At 70.0% G+C, this 16,566-nt stretch carries 11 protein-coding genes; 5 read left to right on the forward strand and 6 right to left on the reverse strand.

Annotated features, from left to right (window positions below; genetic code table 11):
• From ABD466_RS25575 to ABD466_RS25585, 3 genes are all read left to right on the forward strand, one after another.
• On the forward strand, window positions 1-2,573 hold a 2,573-nt coding region (locus ABD466_RS25575), incomplete at its 5' end, for a glycoside hydrolase family 48 protein (RefSeq protein WP_344659709.1).
• 19 nt (window positions 2,574-2,592) lie between these two features.
• Window positions 2,593-4,464 (forward strand): glycoside hydrolase family 6 protein, encoded by a 1,872-nt coding sequence (locus ABD466_RS25580; RefSeq protein WP_344659710.1) that lies wholly within the window; start codon window positions 2,593-2,595, stop codon window positions 4,462-4,464.
• Window positions 4,465-4,675: 211 nt separating this feature from the next.
• On the forward strand, window positions 4,676-7,420 hold the full coding sequence (locus ABD466_RS25585) for a cellulose binding domain-containing protein (protein WP_344659711.1): 2,745 nt from the start codon (window positions 4,676-4,678) through the stop codon (window positions 7,418-7,420).
• 51 nt (window positions 7,421-7,471) lie between these two features.
• Here the strand turns inward: ABD466_RS25585 and ABD466_RS25590 are convergent, their stop codons facing one another.
• The 3 genes from ABD466_RS25590 to ABD466_RS25600 are packed head-to-tail and all read right to left on the reverse strand — an operon-like array spanning window position 7,472 to window position 11,363.
• On the reverse strand, window positions 7,472-8,341 hold the full coding sequence (locus ABD466_RS25590) for a hypothetical protein (RefSeq protein ID WP_344659712.1): 870 nt from the start codon (window positions 8,339-8,341) through the stop codon (window positions 7,472-7,474).
• A 43-nt stretch (window positions 8,342-8,384) separates the two neighbouring features.
• Window positions 8,385-10,406 (reverse strand): hypothetical protein, encoded by a 2,022-nt coding sequence (locus tag ABD466_RS25595; protein WP_344659713.1) that lies wholly within the window; start codon window positions 10,404-10,406, stop codon window positions 8,385-8,387.
• Between the two features lie 12 nt (window positions 10,407-10,418).
• Window positions 10,419-11,363, reverse strand: a complete 945-nt coding sequence (locus ABD466_RS25600) for an SGNH/GDSL hydrolase family protein (RefSeq protein ID WP_344659714.1) — start codon at window positions 11,361-11,363, stop codon at window positions 10,419-10,421.
• 114 nt (window positions 11,364-11,477) lie between these two features.
• On the opposite strand from ABD466_RS25600, the gene ABD466_RS25605 reads away from it, so the two are divergent.
• Window positions 11,478-12,707, forward strand: coding sequence for an RsbRD N-terminal domain-containing protein (locus ABD466_RS25605; RefSeq protein WP_344659715.1), 1,230 nt, complete (start codon window positions 11,478-11,480; stop codon window positions 12,705-12,707).
• Between the two features lie 104 nt (window positions 12,708-12,811).
• Here ABD466_RS25605 and ABD466_RS25610 read toward each other — a convergent pair whose 3' ends face one another.
• From ABD466_RS25610 to ABD466_RS25620, 3 genes are all read right to left on the reverse strand, one after another.
• Window positions 12,812-13,066 (reverse strand): type II toxin-antitoxin system antitoxin, encoded by a 255-nt coding sequence (locus ABD466_RS25610; protein WP_344659716.1) that lies wholly within the window; start codon window positions 13,064-13,066, stop codon window positions 12,812-12,814.
• 17 nt (window positions 13,067-13,083) lie between these two features.
• Window positions 13,084-13,989, reverse strand: a complete 906-nt coding sequence (locus ABD466_RS25615; protein ID WP_344659717.1) for an SPFH domain-containing protein — start codon at window positions 13,987-13,989, stop codon at window positions 13,084-13,086.
• A 100-nt stretch (window positions 13,990-14,089) separates the two neighbouring features.
• Entirely contained in the window at window positions 14,090-15,112 is a 1,023-nt protein-coding gene (locus ABD466_RS25620; protein WP_344659718.1) for a LacI family DNA-binding transcriptional regulator, read from the reverse strand.
• Between the two features lie 225 nt (window positions 15,113-15,337).
• Here ABD466_RS25620 and rhaI point away from each other — a divergent pair, with 225 nt between their 5' ends.
• The gene (gene rhaI, locus ABD466_RS25625; protein WP_344659719.1) at window positions 15,338-16,504 is read left to right on the forward strand and encodes an L-rhamnose isomerase; all 1,167 of its coding nucleotides are present in this window, start codon (window positions 15,338-15,340) and stop codon (window positions 16,502-16,504) included.
• The last annotated feature ends 62 nt before the right edge of the window (window positions 16,505-16,566 follow it).

Below are 16,566 nucleotides of genomic sequence, written 5' to 3' on the forward strand. Positions count from 1 at the left end.
GCACCAACCCCGCACCCACCACCTTCACCGTCAACGGCACCGTCTGCAACGGCGCGCACACCCCGCCCGCCGTCGCGCTGACCAGCCCGGCGGCCGGTGCCTCGTACACGGCCCCCGCGACGGTGCCGATGGCGGCCACGGCGTCGGCCTCGGACGGGGCGACGATCAGCAAGGTCGAGTTCTACAACGGCACGACGCTCGCCTGCACGGCTACGGCCTCACCGTATGCCTGCAACTGGACGAGCGTGCCGGCCGGGACCTATTCCATCACGGCCAAGGCCTATGACAGCCAGGGCGCGACGTCGACCTCGGCACCGGTCGGGATCACCGTGACGGGCGCTCCCGCGGTCACGGTCACGCCGAGCGCGCTGAGCGTGGCGCAGGGCGGGACGGGGACGTTGGCCGTCAGCCTGTCGTCCGCGCCCACGGCGAACGTCACGGTGACGACGACGCGGACGTCCGGGAACACCGGGCTGTCGGTCACCGGCGGCGGAACGCTGACCTTCACGCCGTCGAACTGGCAGACGCCGCAGAACGTCACGATCACCGCCGACGCCTCCGGCACCGGCAACGCGACCTTCACCTCCGCGGCCACCGGCTACACCTCCGGGTCCTCGGTGGTCACCGAGACCGGCGCGCTGGGCTCCTACGAGCAGCGGTTCATGACGCTCTACAACAAGATCATGAACTCGGCGAACGGGTACTTCAGCCCGCTGGGCATCCCGTACCACTCGGTCGAGACGCTGATCGTCGAGGCTCCGGACTACGGTCACGAGACCACGTCCGAGGCCTGGAGCTACGACATCTACCTGCAGGCCATGTACGGCAACATCTCCGGCGACTGGACGAAGTTCAACGCGGCCTGGGCGCTGATGGAGCAGTACATGATCCCGACGCACGCGGATCAGCCCACGAACAGCGCCTACAACGCGAGCTCTCCGGCGCAGTACGCGCCCGAGGAACCGCAGCCGGACCAGTACCCGGTCGCGCTCAACAGCTCGATCCCGACCGGGCAGGACCCGCTGGCCGCCGAGCTGCAGGCCGCCTACGGCACCTCGGACATCTACGGCATGCACTGGCTGGAGGACGTCGACAACAAGTACGGCTACGGGGACACCCCGGGCGGCGGCTGCGAGCTCGGCCCCAACACCGGCAAGCCGTCCTACATCAACTCCTACCAGCGTGGCGCCGACGAGTCGGTCTGGGAGACCGTCCCGCAGCCCACGTGCGACAGCCTGAAGTACGGCGGCCCCAACGGCTACCTGGACCTGTTCGTCCAGGGCACCGGTACCGCGCAGTGGAAGTTCACCGACGCCCCCGACGCCGACGCCCGCACCGTGCAGGCCGCTTACTGGGCCGACACCTGGGCCAAGGCGCAGGGCAAGGAGTCGCAGGTCTCCGCGACCGTCGCCAAGGCCGGGAAGATGGGCGACTACCTGCGGTACGCGATGTTCGACAAGTACTTCAAGCAGATCGGCAACTGCACCTCGCCGACCTCCTGCCCCGGCGGCACCGGCAAGAGCAGCGACGACTACCTGCTGGGCTGGTACTACGCCTGGGGCGGCTCGCAGTCCACGTCCGGCTCCTGGGCCTGGCGCATCGGCGACGGCGCCGCGGCGCAGGGGTACCAGAACCCGATGGCCGCGTGGGCCCTGTCGACCAGCACCGCCGAGGCTCCGAAGGGCGCGACCGCGGTCGCCGACTGGGGCACCAGCTTGAAGCGGCAGATCGAGTTCTTCCAGTGGCTGCAGTCCGCCGACGGCGCCATCGCCGGCGGGGCCACCAACAGCTGGGACGGCCACTACGGCACGCCGCCGACCGGGGACCCGACGTTCTACGGCATGTACTACGACTGGCAGCCCGTCTACCACGACCCGCCGTCGAACAACTGGTTCGGCATGCAGGCCTGGTCGATGGAGCGCTTCGCCGAGTACTACTACTCGACCGGCGACGCCACCGTCGGCGCGATCCTGAAGAAGTGGGTCACCTGGGCCGAGGGCGTGACCTCCGTCGACACCACGACCGGCGCCTGGCAGATCCCGTCGACGCTGACCTGGACCGGGCAGCCCAACACCTGGAACCCGAGCAACCCGCAGGCGAACACCAACCTGCACGTGGCGGTCAAGGACTACAGCCAGGACGTCGGCGTGGCCTCCGCGCTGGCCAAGACCCTGTCCTACTACGCGGCCAAGGCCAACGACACCACGGCGCAGACCCTGGCGAAGAACCTGCTCGACGTGATGTGGGGCAACGACCAGGACTCGCTGGGGATCGCGACGCCGGAGACGCGGACCGACTACAACCGGTTCTCGCAGGCGTACGACTCTTCCACGCACGCCGGGCTCTACATCCCGTCGGGCTGGACCGGCAAGGACCCGTTCGGGAACAGCATCTCCTCCAGCACGAACACGTTCCTGAAGCTCCGGCCCTGGTACACCAGCGACCCGAGCTTCTCGAAGGTACAGAGCTACCTCGACGGCGGCGCCGCGCCGTCGTTCACCTACCACCGGTTCTGGGCGCAGTCCGACGCGGCGATGGCGCAGGCGGTCTACGGCCAGTTGTTCGGGGTCTGAGAGAGAAGGGAGAGCAGAGATGAATCAGGAAACCGAGCGGCCGGCCCGGCGCTTGACGAGCGCCTTCGTGGCGTCCGGGTTGACCATGGCCGTGGCCGGCGGGTTCGCCGCGCTGACCGCGACGAGTTCGAACGCCGCGTCCACTCCGGGGTGCACCGCGGTGTACTCGACGACCTGGGACTCCGGCAGCGGGTTCGGGGCGCAGGTGGTCATCACGAACAACGGCCCGGCGTGGACCAGCTGGAACCTGACGTACTCGTACGCCGGGAACCAGACGCTGCAGAGCGGGTGGAACGGGACCTGGACGCAGTCGGGGAACAACGTCTCCGTCGCCAGCCTGTCCTGGAACGGTTCGGTGGCCACCGGCGGAAGCGTGACGCCGGCGGCGAACTTCGGCTACTCCGGGACGAACACGGCGCCTACGTCGTTCTCGGTGAACGGGGTGCAGTGCTCGGGGACGGTGCCGCCGACGACGACGCCGACCACCACGCCCAGCACCACGCCCACGACCACGCCCACCACCACGCCCACGACCACTCCGACGACCACGCCCACGACGCCGACCACCACCCCGACCACCACGCCCACCGGCGGCGGGGGCGGGCACGTGACCAACCCGTTCCTCGGGGCCACGCAGTACCTGAACCCCGACTACACCGGAGAGGTCAACGCGCAGGTCGCGGCCGACCAGTCGAGCAACCCGACGCTGGCGGCCTCGGAGGCCAAGATGGCCGGCTTCCAGACCGCGGTGTGGATGGACCACATCGGGGCGATCACCGGCGACGACGCCGTGCACCACGGTCTGCAGTGGCAGTTGGACCAGGCGCTGGCGCAGCAGAAGGCGGGTACGCCGATCCTGTTCGAGGTGGTCATCTACGACCTGCCCGGCCGGGACTGCGCGGCGATCGCCTCCAACGGGGAGATCCCGGCCACCGCGGCGGGCCTGACCGAGTACGAGACTCAGTACATCGACCCCATCGCCGCCATCCTGGGCAACCCCAAGTATGCCGGCATCCGGATCGCCGCGGTCATCGAGCCGGACTCGCTGCCCAACGCGGTCACCAACCAGAGCAAGCCCGCCTGCGCCACCGCGACGCCGTTCTACGAGACCGGTGTCGAGTACGCGCTGAACAAGCTGCACGCGATCTCCAACGTCTACAACTACGTGGACATCGCGCACTCCGCATGGCTCGGCTGGTCCTCCAACATGGGCCCGGCCGCACAGGAGTACGCGAAGGTCGCCCGGGCCACCACCGCCGGGTTCGCCAGTGTCGACGGCTTCATCTCGGACACGGCGAACTACACGCCGACCACCGAGCCGTTCCTGCCGAACTCCACCCTGCAGGTCGGCGGTCAGCCGCTCGACTCGGCGAAGTTCTACCAGTACAACCCGTACTTCGACGAGTACAGCTACGACCAGGCCATGTACACCCAGCTGACCGGCCAGGGATTCTCGCCGAACATCGGCATGCTGATCGACACCTCGCGCAACGGCTGGGGCGGTCCGAACCGGCCCACCGCGCTCAACTCCTCGCCGACCACGGTCGACGCCTACGTCGCGGCCAACAAGATCGACCAGCGGCCGTTCCGCGGCGACTGGTGCAACCAGGCCGGCGCGGGCATCGGCGACCGTCCGACGGTGCAGCCGTACGGGGCGGGCAACCACATCATCGCCTTCGTCTGGATCAAGCCTCCGGGCGAGTCCGACGGCGACTACGTGACCCCCACGCACCCGCACGGCGACCCGCACTGTGACCCCGCGGGCACGAACACCGACGGCAACGGCGGGACCTACTCCACCGGCTCGCTCAACACCGGTGACGTCCCGGCCGGCCAGTGGTTCGGCGCCGAGTTCCAGCAGGAGGTGACCAACGCCTACCCGAAGCTCTGACCGCTGAGCGCTGAATGTTTCGTGCGGGGCCCGGTGCCGCCAGGCACCGGGCCCCTGCGGTTTCGCACCGTGAGCTTTGTCGAACTGATTCGACCTAGGAATCATGCTGGTAGGGGCTGATGACGCTGTCGACAGATGGAATCAGCGCCCATAGTCTCACCCTTCAGTCGAAGCGCTTCACCACCATCGTCCGTCCCACTCCGGGAGCATCATGCGAAGAAGCTGGAAGAGCGGCCTGTCCGCGGTCCTCGGTGCCGCCCTAGCGGCGGTCGGGCTCGGCACAGTCAGCGCGACACTGGCGGGGACCGCGTCCGCGGCCGCCACATCTGGTTACACGTGGAAGAACGCTGCGATCGTCGGCGGCGGTTACGTGCCGGACATCGTGTTCAACGAGGGTGCGCAGAACGTGATCTACGCGCGGACCGATATCGGCGGGATGTACCGCTGGAATCAGAGCGCGGGCAGTTGGACGCCGTTGACGGACTGGGTCGGGTGGAACACCTGGAACCAGCAGGGGATCGTGTCGATCGCTGCCGATCCGGTGCAGACCAACCGGGTGTATGCGGCGGTGGGAATGTACACGAACAGCTGGGATCCGAACAACGGCGCGATTCTGCGGTCGACGGATCAAGGAACCACCTGGACGGCCACCGCGCTGCCGTTCAAACTCGGTGGGAACATGCCGGGCCGGGGCATGGGCGAGCGGCTCATGGTCGATCCCAACGACGACGCGGTGCTGTACATGGGGATGCCTAGCGGGCATGGCCTGTGGAAGAGCGCTGACTACGGTGTCACATGGTCCCAGGTCTCCGCTTTTCCAAACGCCGGCGACTACGTCCAGGACTCCACCGATACCACGGGGTACCTGTCCGACAATCAGGGCGTCACCTGGGTCGCTTTCGACAAGGCGTCCGGTACTTCGGGATCGCCGACGAAGACCATCTTCGTCGGGGTGGCTGATCTGCAGAACACCATCTACGAGTCGACCGACGCCGGTGCGACGTGGACTCGTGTCGCGGGCCAACCGACCGGCTTCATGGCCCACAAGGGCCTGGTCGACCCGGTCGGCGGCTATCTCTACGTGACGACCAGCAACAAGGGCGGGCCGTACGACGGCAGCTCGGGCGACGTGTGGAAGTACGCGATCGCCACTGGTACCTGGACGCAGATCAGTCCGGTGAAGTCGAGCGACACCTCGAACGACTACTACGGCTACGCCGGTCTGGCCATTGACCGGCAGCATCCGAACACGATCATGGTGACGGGCTACAGCTCGTGGTGGCCGGACACGTACATCTACCGGTCGACGGACGGCGGCGCCACGTGGAGCAACGCGTGGGCGTACAACGGCTACCCGACGCGGGTGGACAAGTACACGCTCGACGTCTCCGCTTCGCCGTGGCTGTCGTGGGGGAACAATCCGTCGCCGCCGGAGGAGACGCCGAAGTTGGGGTGGATGTCGGAGGGGCTGGCGATCGATCCCTTCAACAGCGACCGGATGATGTACGGCACGGGCGCCACGCTGTACGGGACGACGAACCTGACCGCGTGGGACTCGGGGAGCGCGAAGGTCAAGATCTCGGTGATGGCCCAGGGCATCGAGGAGACGGCTGTCAACGACCTGGTATCGCCGCCGTCGGGGGCGCCGCTGCTCTCGGCGCTCGGGGATGTCGACGGTTTCCGGCATACGGATCTGACGAAGGTTCCGGCGCTCATGTACCAGAGCCCCAACTGGGGCACGTCGACGAGCCTGGACTACGCCGAGGGCAATCCCAACGATGTCGTGCGGGTCGGTAACGGCAGCTCGACGGTGAACTCCGCGGCGTTCTCCTCCGACAACGGAGCCGATTGGTGGGCGGCGTCGTCGCAGCCTTCTGGTGTGACGGGCGGCGGGACGGTGGCGATGGCTGCTGACGGGAGTGCGTCCGTGTGGTCGCCTGCCGGAGCCGCGGTGAGCTATACGACGACTTCCGGCAGTTCGTGGACGGCGTCGACGGGCATCCCCGCCGGTGCGCAAGTTCGCAGCGATCGCGTGAACGCCAAGAAGTTCTACGGTTTCGCCGCTTCCACCGGCACGTTCTACGTCAGCACGGACGGCGGCAAGACCTTCGCCGCCTCGGCCGCATCCGGGCTTCCGAAGAACAGCGCGAACTTCCACGCGGTGCCCGGTACTGAAGGTGACCTGTGGCTGGCGGGAGGGTCGACGTCGGGTGCGTACGGGCTCTGGCACTCGACCGACTCCGGTGCGACGTGGAGCAAGCTGGCGAATGTGGCGCAGGCTGACAACGTCGGCTTCGGTGCTCCTGCCCCCGGTCATACGGACAAGGCACTTTTCACCATTGCGCAGATTGGCGGGGTGCGTGGGATCTTCCGGTCAGACGACTACGGGGCTTCCTGGGTGCGCGTCAACGACGATCAGCATCAGTGGGGGAACATCGGTGCGGCGATCACGGGGGATCCGCGGGTCTATGGGCGGGTGTACGTGGGGACGAATGGGCGGGGGATCGTGTATGGAGACATGACTGGGAGCTCAACCAGCTCCAGTTCGAGCTCCTCCTCTTCGAGCACGCCGTCCACGACGCCGTCCACGACGCCTTCGACCACGCCGACCACCACGCCCTCAACCACGCCATCCTCAGGGACCGGCTGCCACGTCACCTACACCAAGGCGAGCGAGTGGGGCGGAGGCTTCACCGCCGACGTCACCGTCGCCAACACCGGCTCGGCTGCGTGGACGGCCTGGACCGTCGGCTGGAAGTTCCCCGGCGACCAGAAGGTCACCAACGCCTGGAACGCCACAGTCACCCAGACGGGGACCTCTGTCACGGCGGTGAACATGGGCTACAACGGCGCCGTCGCCGCCGGCTCGTCCGCGTCGTTCGGGTTCCAAGGCACCTGGGCAGCCGACGACACCAGTCCGAGCTCGTTCACAGTGAATGGTGTCGCCTGTAGCTGAGCGTCGCCACTGGCGCGGCCGGCCCGTGGAGTGGGCCGGCCGCGCCGGGAATCAGCTGCTGGCGTAGTGCTGGAAGTACAAGAAGATGGACTTCCAGCCCGAGCCCACATTGAGGATGTGCAGTTGGCCGCCGGAGGGGCCGCGGTCGAGGGCGACCAGGCCCTCGACTTCGTCGTTGGGCTGGACGTCTTGGGCGAACTGCCAGGTGGTGGTGCCGGTGGCGGGGTCGATGGTCCAGACCGACTTGTTGCCGGAGATGTCGGCGGAGGCCCAGAGTTGGCCGCGCCAGATCTTCGCCCCCTGGATGCGGCTCAGGGGCTGGGAGAGCTTCACCGTGCGGAGTGGGGGAAGGGCTGCCCCGGCGGGAAGGGTCAGGAGGTCGCTGAGGCTGTAGACGACCAGGTGGTCGCTGCCCGAGGCAGAGTCCTGGTTCCAGGGCGCCGTGTAGACCAGGCCCGCTGTGGCGTCTACCGCCACCCAGGGGACGCCGCCGGGCATCAGGTCCAAGGGGAGTTGGACGTAGCGGCCTGTGTAGCTGAGGTCTGAGGCGTTGAAGAGGGCCAGGAGGGGGTGCTGGTAGTTGCTGCCGTCTTCTATCGGGGCGATGACGTAGCCGTCGGCGGTGTCGTTGTCGCCGATGTGGTCGGAGCCGTAGGTCGTGCCGAGGACGGCGGGGATCGCACCGAACTGGGTCTTCACATCGCTCAGATTGGAGACGGTGACCTTGTCGAGGGAGTCGGTGCCCGAGAAGTAATAGTAGGTGCCGTCTGTGGAGACGCCTTGGCCGCGGGCCAGGGCGGTGAGGGCGGTCCACGTCTGGTAGGAGGGGAGCCGGGTCCAGGCGGCGGCGTCGGCGGTGGCCAGGGGCGCCAGGGCGGTGAGGGCGAGGAGGGCGGCGATGGCGTGGCGGCGGTGCTTCATCTCGTGGGTCCTCTTTCTCCGAGGGGATGGAGTCAGGGGGCTGCTATCCTGCGGGCGGCTCGGTGCACGGGGTGCCGTCGCAGACGTCGATCGTCACACCTGTGGTGAGAAACACGGCCTTCTGCGTGCGGACCGCAGGTGAATTGCGGGGGTCGGAATGCGGGTCGTGGCCGTACGGGGGGCCCAGGGGCGCGGTGTTGGTGAGGGGCGCCGGGGGCGTGCCGCTGTCCCAGACCACCATGGCTGAGCCGTGGGCCGGTCCGTGGACCGGCCGGATGCCCCAGTACGGGGTCGTGTCCGGGGAACGGCCGGGGCTCAGGGCCGGGACGTGCAGACGGGCGCCGATGGTGCGGGCCTCGACGTCCGCCGCCACGTTGGCGACCTGGTGGTCGCCGAAGGCGATGTCCATCAGGACCTGGTGATGGTCGGTGAGGTGGGCGGCGTAGCCGTTGGTCTCGGCGTGGTCCCAGAGCATCTGGAGGATCTGGAACACCAGCTGCTGCTGGAGTTTGTCCGGGTAGCCCGCGTCGAGCGCTGGTTGCAGGGCCGTGAAGTCGACCGAGCGGTTCAGCAGGATGCTGTAGTTCATGGCGGTGACGCCGAGGACGCCGCGCTTCACGTCCTGAGACTCCGCGACCAGGACGCCGCCGAGGATGCCGCCCTGGCTGTTGCCGTCATAGACGACGCCGGCGTGGGGATCGAGCAGCGGGCGGCCGTCAGCGGTCTGGAACGCCGGGGAGGAGGCGAATCCGGCGGGGTGGATCAGGTCGCGTCCGAGGAACAGGGCGTTGAGTACCCCCTGCTGGACGCGTTCGGTGGTGGCGGGGAAGGTGCTCAGGTCCTCCAGGGCGGTGACGACGGTGTTCTGATCCTCGGCGGCCATGCCGATCCAGTCCGTGGCACAGAACGTGAAGTCGTGCTCCTCGGCCATCGCCTTCACGTTGCCCGCCCCGACCTCGTTGCGGCTGCCGAGCAGTCCGTGGCCGTAGAGGGAGGACTGCGACGGCGTCATCCAGGCCGCGCGGGGGATCTCGCAGCGGAAGCGGGCGGTCTGCACGTTGCCAGGCAGCTGGGCAGGCTGGCCGTCGTGGTCGCGGTGGAACACCGAGCCGGTGGGACCGCCGGGCTGGGAAAGGTAGCTCGGGACCTGGATCGTGCCGTCGACGACGCGGGCGATGTCCGGGTCCTGGGCGGGAGTCTGGTCGGTGACGGCGGTGACCGTGAAAGTGGGGGCTTCGCCGTGGAGGCGGGCGAAGGCGTCGTCGCGGATGGTGGTCAGGTCACCGGTCAGACTCGTGGTGCTGGCGACCGTGAAGTCCCATGCGAGGTAGAGCCCTGAGGTGTGGACGCCTGCGTGGGACAGGGTGCGCAGGACCGGTTCGAGTTCCTTCTGCCGTTGCCGCAGTGGGTCGTTGTGGGGCAGGTGGCCGAGGACGCGGGCGAACGGAGCGGGGGCGGGGATCGCCGCGCCGGCCGAGGTTCGCAGGTTCCTGACCCCGACCGCGTAGCGGTGGCCGGGGGTGAAGTCGCGGGCCGGGTGGACGAGCAGGGCTCTGTGCTGGGGGTCGTTGGCGTCGAGTTCGGCCCAGTACGGCCAGCGCTCGCCGGTGTTCTCGTCCAGGACGACGATCGGCGCGTTGCGGGCCAGCGAGCGGCCGATGTCGGTGACGGGTGCCAGGCCGCTGGCCGCGGGGTCGAGGGTGGTCACGGTCAGCACCAGGGCCGAGCCGGGGGAGAAGCCGTCGAGGCGGTTCCAGGAGGTGGGGTCGGTCGCGCCGGCCAGGGCCGAGGCCGGGAGGTCCGCCGATGAGAAGTCGATGCGGCGGTGTGTCGGCGTCGAGTGGTCGGGGCGTGTGTACCAGTCGTCGGGGAACGGCAGCAGGCACGAGGTTCCGGCGATGGGGTCGCAGCCGGTGTGTGCGGGTGCCTCGGCGGGGGACGCGTCGGGGACGGCGGATGGCGCGGCCGTGACGGCCTGAGCTTCAGGGGCGGCCAGGAGGCCGAACGCGAGCCCGGCGGCGAGCGCGAGGCCCGCCGCCGAGCGTGTCAGGGGTCGGAGGGACATAGGCGTGGTGCGTCAGCCGTTCGCGACCACGGCGCCGACGATCCGCGCGTAGGCGGCCTCGCCGGCCTGGTTCGGGTGCAGGGGCGCGGCGAGGGTGAGCGGCACGTAGCCCTCGACCCACCGGGCGGACTCGGCCTGGCAGGAGTCGTGGCCGGCGCTGGGGGTGCGGACGTCGACGTAGGTGGCGCCGTGGCCGGCGGCCGTGGTGGCGATGGTCGTGTTCAGGTAGTCGACTTCGCTCTGCAGCCAGGTGGCGTCCGAGCCGAGGACTGGTTCGACCGGCCAGCAGCCGCCGGCCTTGATGTAGAGCCCGTATCCGGTGACCAGGACGCGGGCCAGGGGCGAGCGCTGGTGGATGCCGTCCAGGACCGCGGCCAGCTTCGGGGCGAAGGCGTCGGTGCGGGCGGCGACGGAATCCACGCCGTTGACGACGTACCGGCCCTTGCAGGGGGCCGCGAAGGGGTTCAGCTGCATGCAGTCCTGGCCGACGCCGACCAGGCCCACGTCGTTGCCGCCGATGGTCAGGGTGACGAGGGTGGTGTCCGGGCTGAGGGCGTCGAACTGCGGCGGCGCGGTGCCCGCCGCCACGCCGCCGATGGACAGCGACTGCGGGTTGGTCATGTCGGTGGTGCTGGCGCCGCTGCACGTGACGTCGCGCAGGGTGGGGATGCCCAGGGTCGCGGCCATGTCGTGGGCGTAGTTGTGCGTGGAGCGGGCGCAGGCCAGCTCGCCGGTGGGGTCCGGGATGAGCGGGCCGGAGGCCATGGAGTCGCCGAGGGCGACGTAGACCTGCGGGGCCGCGGCGGCCGAGGCGGTGGCGGTGGACAGGGCGGTGGTGGCGGACACGGCGCCGAGCAGGGCGCACAGCCCCGCGGCGGCTTTGGCGGTACGTGACGGTTTCTCCCACCCGTCTCCCGGCACCACCCGTTGAGGACTCGCTCCGCGACGCTGTTTCATGTGGGCTCCTCCATGCTTCTCGCGGGCCGGCTGTGGACGCTGCCGCCTGTCATCATGCAGACTCTTCGCACACTGATTAACTGGACCGCGACCCAGACTTCGGTGGGGGATTCTGTGACGGGTCACAAAGCCGGGGAAGGCGCCGAACCACTGCGGATCGCGGGGCGCCCGGTCGCCGCCGATCTCAGGGCCCTGGCGCCGGAGCTGTCGCGGCGGGTCCTGGCCCGGTTGCTGGAGGAGCTGCCCGTGTACGCGGCGCTGCCCGGCGAGGAGGTCGCCGGCGACATCGCCGCGATCGTGCAGCACTCGGTGCGGATGTTCGCCGACGCGATCGAGGCCCGGCGCGTGCCGGAGGACGCCGAGCTCGCCGAGCAGCGGCAGTCGGCGCAGCGACGGGCCGAGGAGGGTGTGCCGCTGGACGCGATTCTGGCCGCCTACCAGCTCGGCATCGCGATGGTGTGGTCGCAGGTTTCCGCCGGGGTGCGGCCCGCGGACCACGCCGACCTGCGCGAGGTACTGGAGCTGTTGCTCGGGCTGCAGCGCCGGATCCTGTGCGCGGTGAGCGAGAGCTATCTGGCCGCGCGGCGCGTGATCGACAGCGAGGAGCACAACGGCCGGCACGCCCTGATGGCCGCGCTGCTGGCGGGTGCGGAGCCGGACGGCACGGCGCAGGTGGCGCCCCGGTACGCGGTGCTGACCCTGGCTTTGCAGCGCCATCCCGACGAGGACGCCGCGGCCACCGGCGTGGCGGCCCGCCGCAAGGTGCGGCGCGTCCGGGAGGTGCTGGACACCTTCGGCGACCAGCCCTGCCTGACCGCGTTCCGGTCCGACCGCGGCACGGCCCTGATGCCGCTCGACGACGCGGCGCCGCCGGATCACGACCGGCTCCGGGCCCTGATAGCGGACGCGGCCGCCGCGGCCGGCGCCGAGGTCACCGCCGCGGTCGCGGTCGCCGACGCCGCCGAGGTCCCGGCCGCCGCGGCCCGCACCGCCGAGATCGTCGACCTGGTCGGCGCCACGGGCCGTCCGCCGGGTCTGTACCGCCTGGCCGACGTGCTGCTCGATTACCAGCTCAGCCGTCCCTCACCGGCGCTGCCCGCGCTCGCCGCGCGCCTGGAGGCGCTCGCACCGAAGCCGGAGCTGCTGGTCACCCTGGAGACCTACCTGGGCCTGGGACGGGACCGGCGGGCCGCGGCGGCGGCGCTGCACGTGCACCCCAACACGATCGACTACCGGCTGCGGCGCGTCAGCGAGCTGACGGGGCTGTCGGCCCACCGCGCCGAGGATCTGGGGGAGCTGCACGCCTCGCTGGTGGCGCGGCAGGTGCTGCGGGAGCGGCCGTAGCACGGATTGGCTGGAGCAGGGATCAGCCGGAGCACGCACTGGCCGCAGCGCGCGCCCGCCGCAGCACGGCTCGCCCCAGAGCACGGCTCGGCCCAGGAGCTTGCTCAGTCCGGTCCCGGTCCCGGTTCGGATTCCGGCTCCTGCTCCTCGTCCACCGGGTCTCGATCGGCCTTGGACGGCCGTCCGCGCCGGGGCAGCTGCCCGACATCCGACGGCAGCCGGCCGGCCTGGGCCAGCGCCTGCCGCAGGAGATACTCGATCTGGGCGGTGGTGCTGCGCAGTTCGTCCCCGGCCCAGCGGGCCAGCGCGTCGTGGACCGCCGGGTCCAGGCGCAAAAGGATCTGCTTCCGCTGAGCCATACCGGTTCTGGTTCCGCCTACTGGTAGAGCGTGCCGGTGTTGACGACCGGCTGGGTGGCCTGTTCGCTGCACAGGACGACCAGCAGGTTGCTGACCATCGAGGCCTTGCGCTCCTCGTCGAGTTCGACGATGTCCTCCTCGCTCAGGGCGTCCAGTGCCGAGCGCACCATGCCGACGGCGCCCTGCACCAGGCGCTGGCGGGCCGCGACGACCGCGTCGGCCTGCTGGCGGCGCAGCATCGCCTGGGCGATCTCGGGGGCGTAGGACAGGCGGGTGATGCGGGACTCGACCACGCTGATGCCGGCCAGTGCCACGCGCTCGCCGATCTCCTGCGACATGCGCGCGGTGATCTCGTCGGCGTGCTGGCGCAGGGAGAGCTGGCCCTCGACGCGGGCGTCGTAGGGGTAGCCGGTGGCGATGTGCCGGACGGCGGTCTCGGTCTGGATGGCGACGAACTCCGCGTAGTCGTCGACCGCGTAGACGGCCCGGGCGGTGTCCCGGACCTGCCAGACCACGACCGCCGCGATCTCGACCGGGTTGCCGTCGGCGTCGTTGACCTTCAGGGTGGCCGTCTCGTCGTTGATCACCCGGGTGGAGACCTGGCGCCGCACGGTGAACGGAAGCACCCAGCGCAGGCCGGTGGTCCGGATCGTGCCGACGTAGCGGCCGGCCAGCGTGACGACCCGCGCCTGGCCGGGGGAGACCGCGGTGAGGCCGAGCAGGACCACGGCGGCGGCCGCTCCCGGAATCGCGGCCCAGGCACGATGGGCGTCGCGCGTCGCCGCGGCCGTGGCCACTGCGAGGGCGACGAGGACCAGGCCCGCGATGAGCGGGCCCCAGCCCGACACGTCGCGCGCCGGCTGTTCGTCGATCGGCGCCTCCGGCGCCAGGGCTGAACCGTTTCCGCCTGGATCCGTCGTCATCGCATGCCCCTCCCCGAACGTTCCCCGAAAACCTCTATCAAAGTGATATCACTTTTTCGGTGGGGGCGGCCAGAGTCCGTATATCAAAGCTCTGGGGGGCTCAGCCCCGCCGGGTCGCGAGCGTCGATTTCCGGACGACCAGCTCCGGCTGCAACACGACCTGGCGGTGCTTGTGCTCCTCGCCGTCCTCCTCCGCGGCGAGTTCCTCCAGCAGCAGTTTCCCGGCCAGCGTGCCCATCGCCGTCGCGGGCTGGCGCACCGAGGTCAGCGGCACGGCCGCGGCGGCTGCGAACTCGATGTCGTCGTAGCCGACGATCGCCATGTCCTGCGGCACGTCGACCCCCGCGGCGAAGAGCGTCTGCAGGACGCCGAGCGCGAGCAGGTCGTTGGCGCAGAAGACGGCGGTCGGCCGCCGCGGCAGTCCCAGCAGCCGGGCCGCCGCGTCCCGGCCCGCGGCCACGTCCAGCGTCCGCGTGGGGAGTTCGACGAGCGCCTCGGCGCCCAGTCCCGCCTCGGCGAGCGCCGCCAGCGCGCCCGTCCGCCGGTCCTGGATCTGCTGCAGGTGCGCGGGGCCGCTGACGTAGGCGAGGTGCCGGTGCCCGGCGGCCGTCAGGTGCCGCACGGCGAGCGTGCTGCCCGCGACGTCGTCCACGGACACCGAGCACTCCTCGGTGCCGGCGCCGACCCGGTCGACGAGCACGAAGGGGATCCCGTGCCGCCGGAAGTCCGCGACCGTCCGCCCGGTGGCGTCCGCCGGCGTCAGCAGCACGCCCCGGACGCGCTGCTCGGCGAACAGCGCCAGGTATTCGGCCTCCTCGCTCGCGCTCTGGTTGCTGTTGCACACCATCACCCCGAGCCCGGCCTCCCGCGCCGCCTGTTCCGCTCCGCGCGCCACGTCGACGAAGAACGGGTTGCCCATGTCCAGCACGAGCAGCCCGATGATCCGGCTGTGCCCCACCCGCAGGTGCCTCGCGTGCACGTTGCGCACGTAGCCGAGCTCGGCGATCGCCGACTCCACCCGCCGCCGCGTCTCGTCGTTGACCCGCTCCGGCCGGTTGATGACGTTGGAGACGGTGCCCACCGACACGCCGGCGCGCCGTGCCACGTCCTTGATGACGATCATCGGTCTCCTCGGCGCCGTTCCCGATCGTGCCCCGTCTGCGAGGAAGAACATATCCCGGAACGCCGGCCGGCCAGCAGGCGGAGGGCCGGATCGGCGCAGCTGAAGGGTTTCGCCGCCGCCTTGACGCCCCCCACCCCGGCCACTAACGTCACGCCCGTTGAATCGATTCACACGACGATTCGCACGGCACGCACACCGCCCCTCCGCGATGGCAAAGGGTTGAGTATGTCCGGCATAGCGACTGTCACAGCGGCGTTGAAGTCCCAGCAGATCGAGACCCCCTCCTGGGGCTTCGGCAACTCCGGCACGCGGTTCAAGGTCTTCGCCCAGCCGGGCGTCCCGCGCGACCCGTTCGAGAAGCTCGCCGACGCCGCCCGGGTCCACGCCGTCACCGGTGTCGCGCCCGCCGTCTCCCTGCACATCCCGTGGGACGAGGTCGACGACTACGCCGCGCTCGCCGCCCACGCGGCGGACGTCGGAGTCCGGATCGGCATGATCAACTCGAACACCTTCCAGGACGACGACTACAAGCTCGGATCGGTCGCGCACCCGGACGCGAAGGTGCGTCGCAAAGCCGTCGACCACCTGCTGCACTGCGTCGACATCATGGACGCCACCGGATCCGACAGCCTCAAGCTCTGGTTCGCCGACGGCACCAACTACCCCGGCCAGGACGACATCGCCGCCCGCCAGGACCGCCTGGCCGAAGCCCTGTCCGAGGTCTACGCCCGCCTCGGCGACCGTCAGCGCCTGGTCCTGGAGTACAAGCTCTTCGAACCCGCCTTCTACACCACCGACATCCCGGACTGGGGCACCGCTTACGCCCACTGCCTCAAGCTCGGCCCGAAGGCGAAGGTCGTCGTCGACACCGGTCACCACGCGCCGGGCGTCAACATCGAGTTCATCGTCGCGGTCCTGCTGCGGGAGGACCGGCTCGGCGCCTTCGACTTCAACTCGCGCTTCTACGCCGACGACGACCTCATGGTCGGCGCCGCGGATCCCTTCCAGCTGTTCCGGATCCTGCACGCGGTGTCCCTCGGCGGCGGCTTCGACCCGGCGAACGACGTGGCCTTCATGCTCGACCAGTGCCACAACATCGAGCCGAAGATCCCGGCGATGATCCGCTCGGTGATGAACGTGCAGGAGGCCACGGCCAAGGCCCTGCTCGTGGACGTCGACGCGCTCCGGGCCGCGCAGCTGGCCGGCGACGTCCTGGGCGCGAACGCCGTGCTGATGGACGCCTACAACACCGACGTCCGCCCGCTGCTCGCCGAACTGCGCCAGGAGATGGGGCTCGACCCCGATCCGCTGGCCGCGTATCACGCCTCCGGCTACGCCGAGAAGATCGCCGCTGAACGCGTCGGCGGCACACAGGCGGGCTGGGGCGCGTGATCGGGAACGGGGACAAGGACATGGACGACCATATGGACGAACACAGGGCCAAACACAGGGCC

It is taken from the genome of Catenulispora subtropica (genome assembly GCF_039531675.1).
GTDB classification, from domain to species: domain Bacteria; phylum Actinomycetota; class Actinomycetes; order Streptomycetales; family Catenulisporaceae; genus Catenulispora; species Catenulispora subtropica.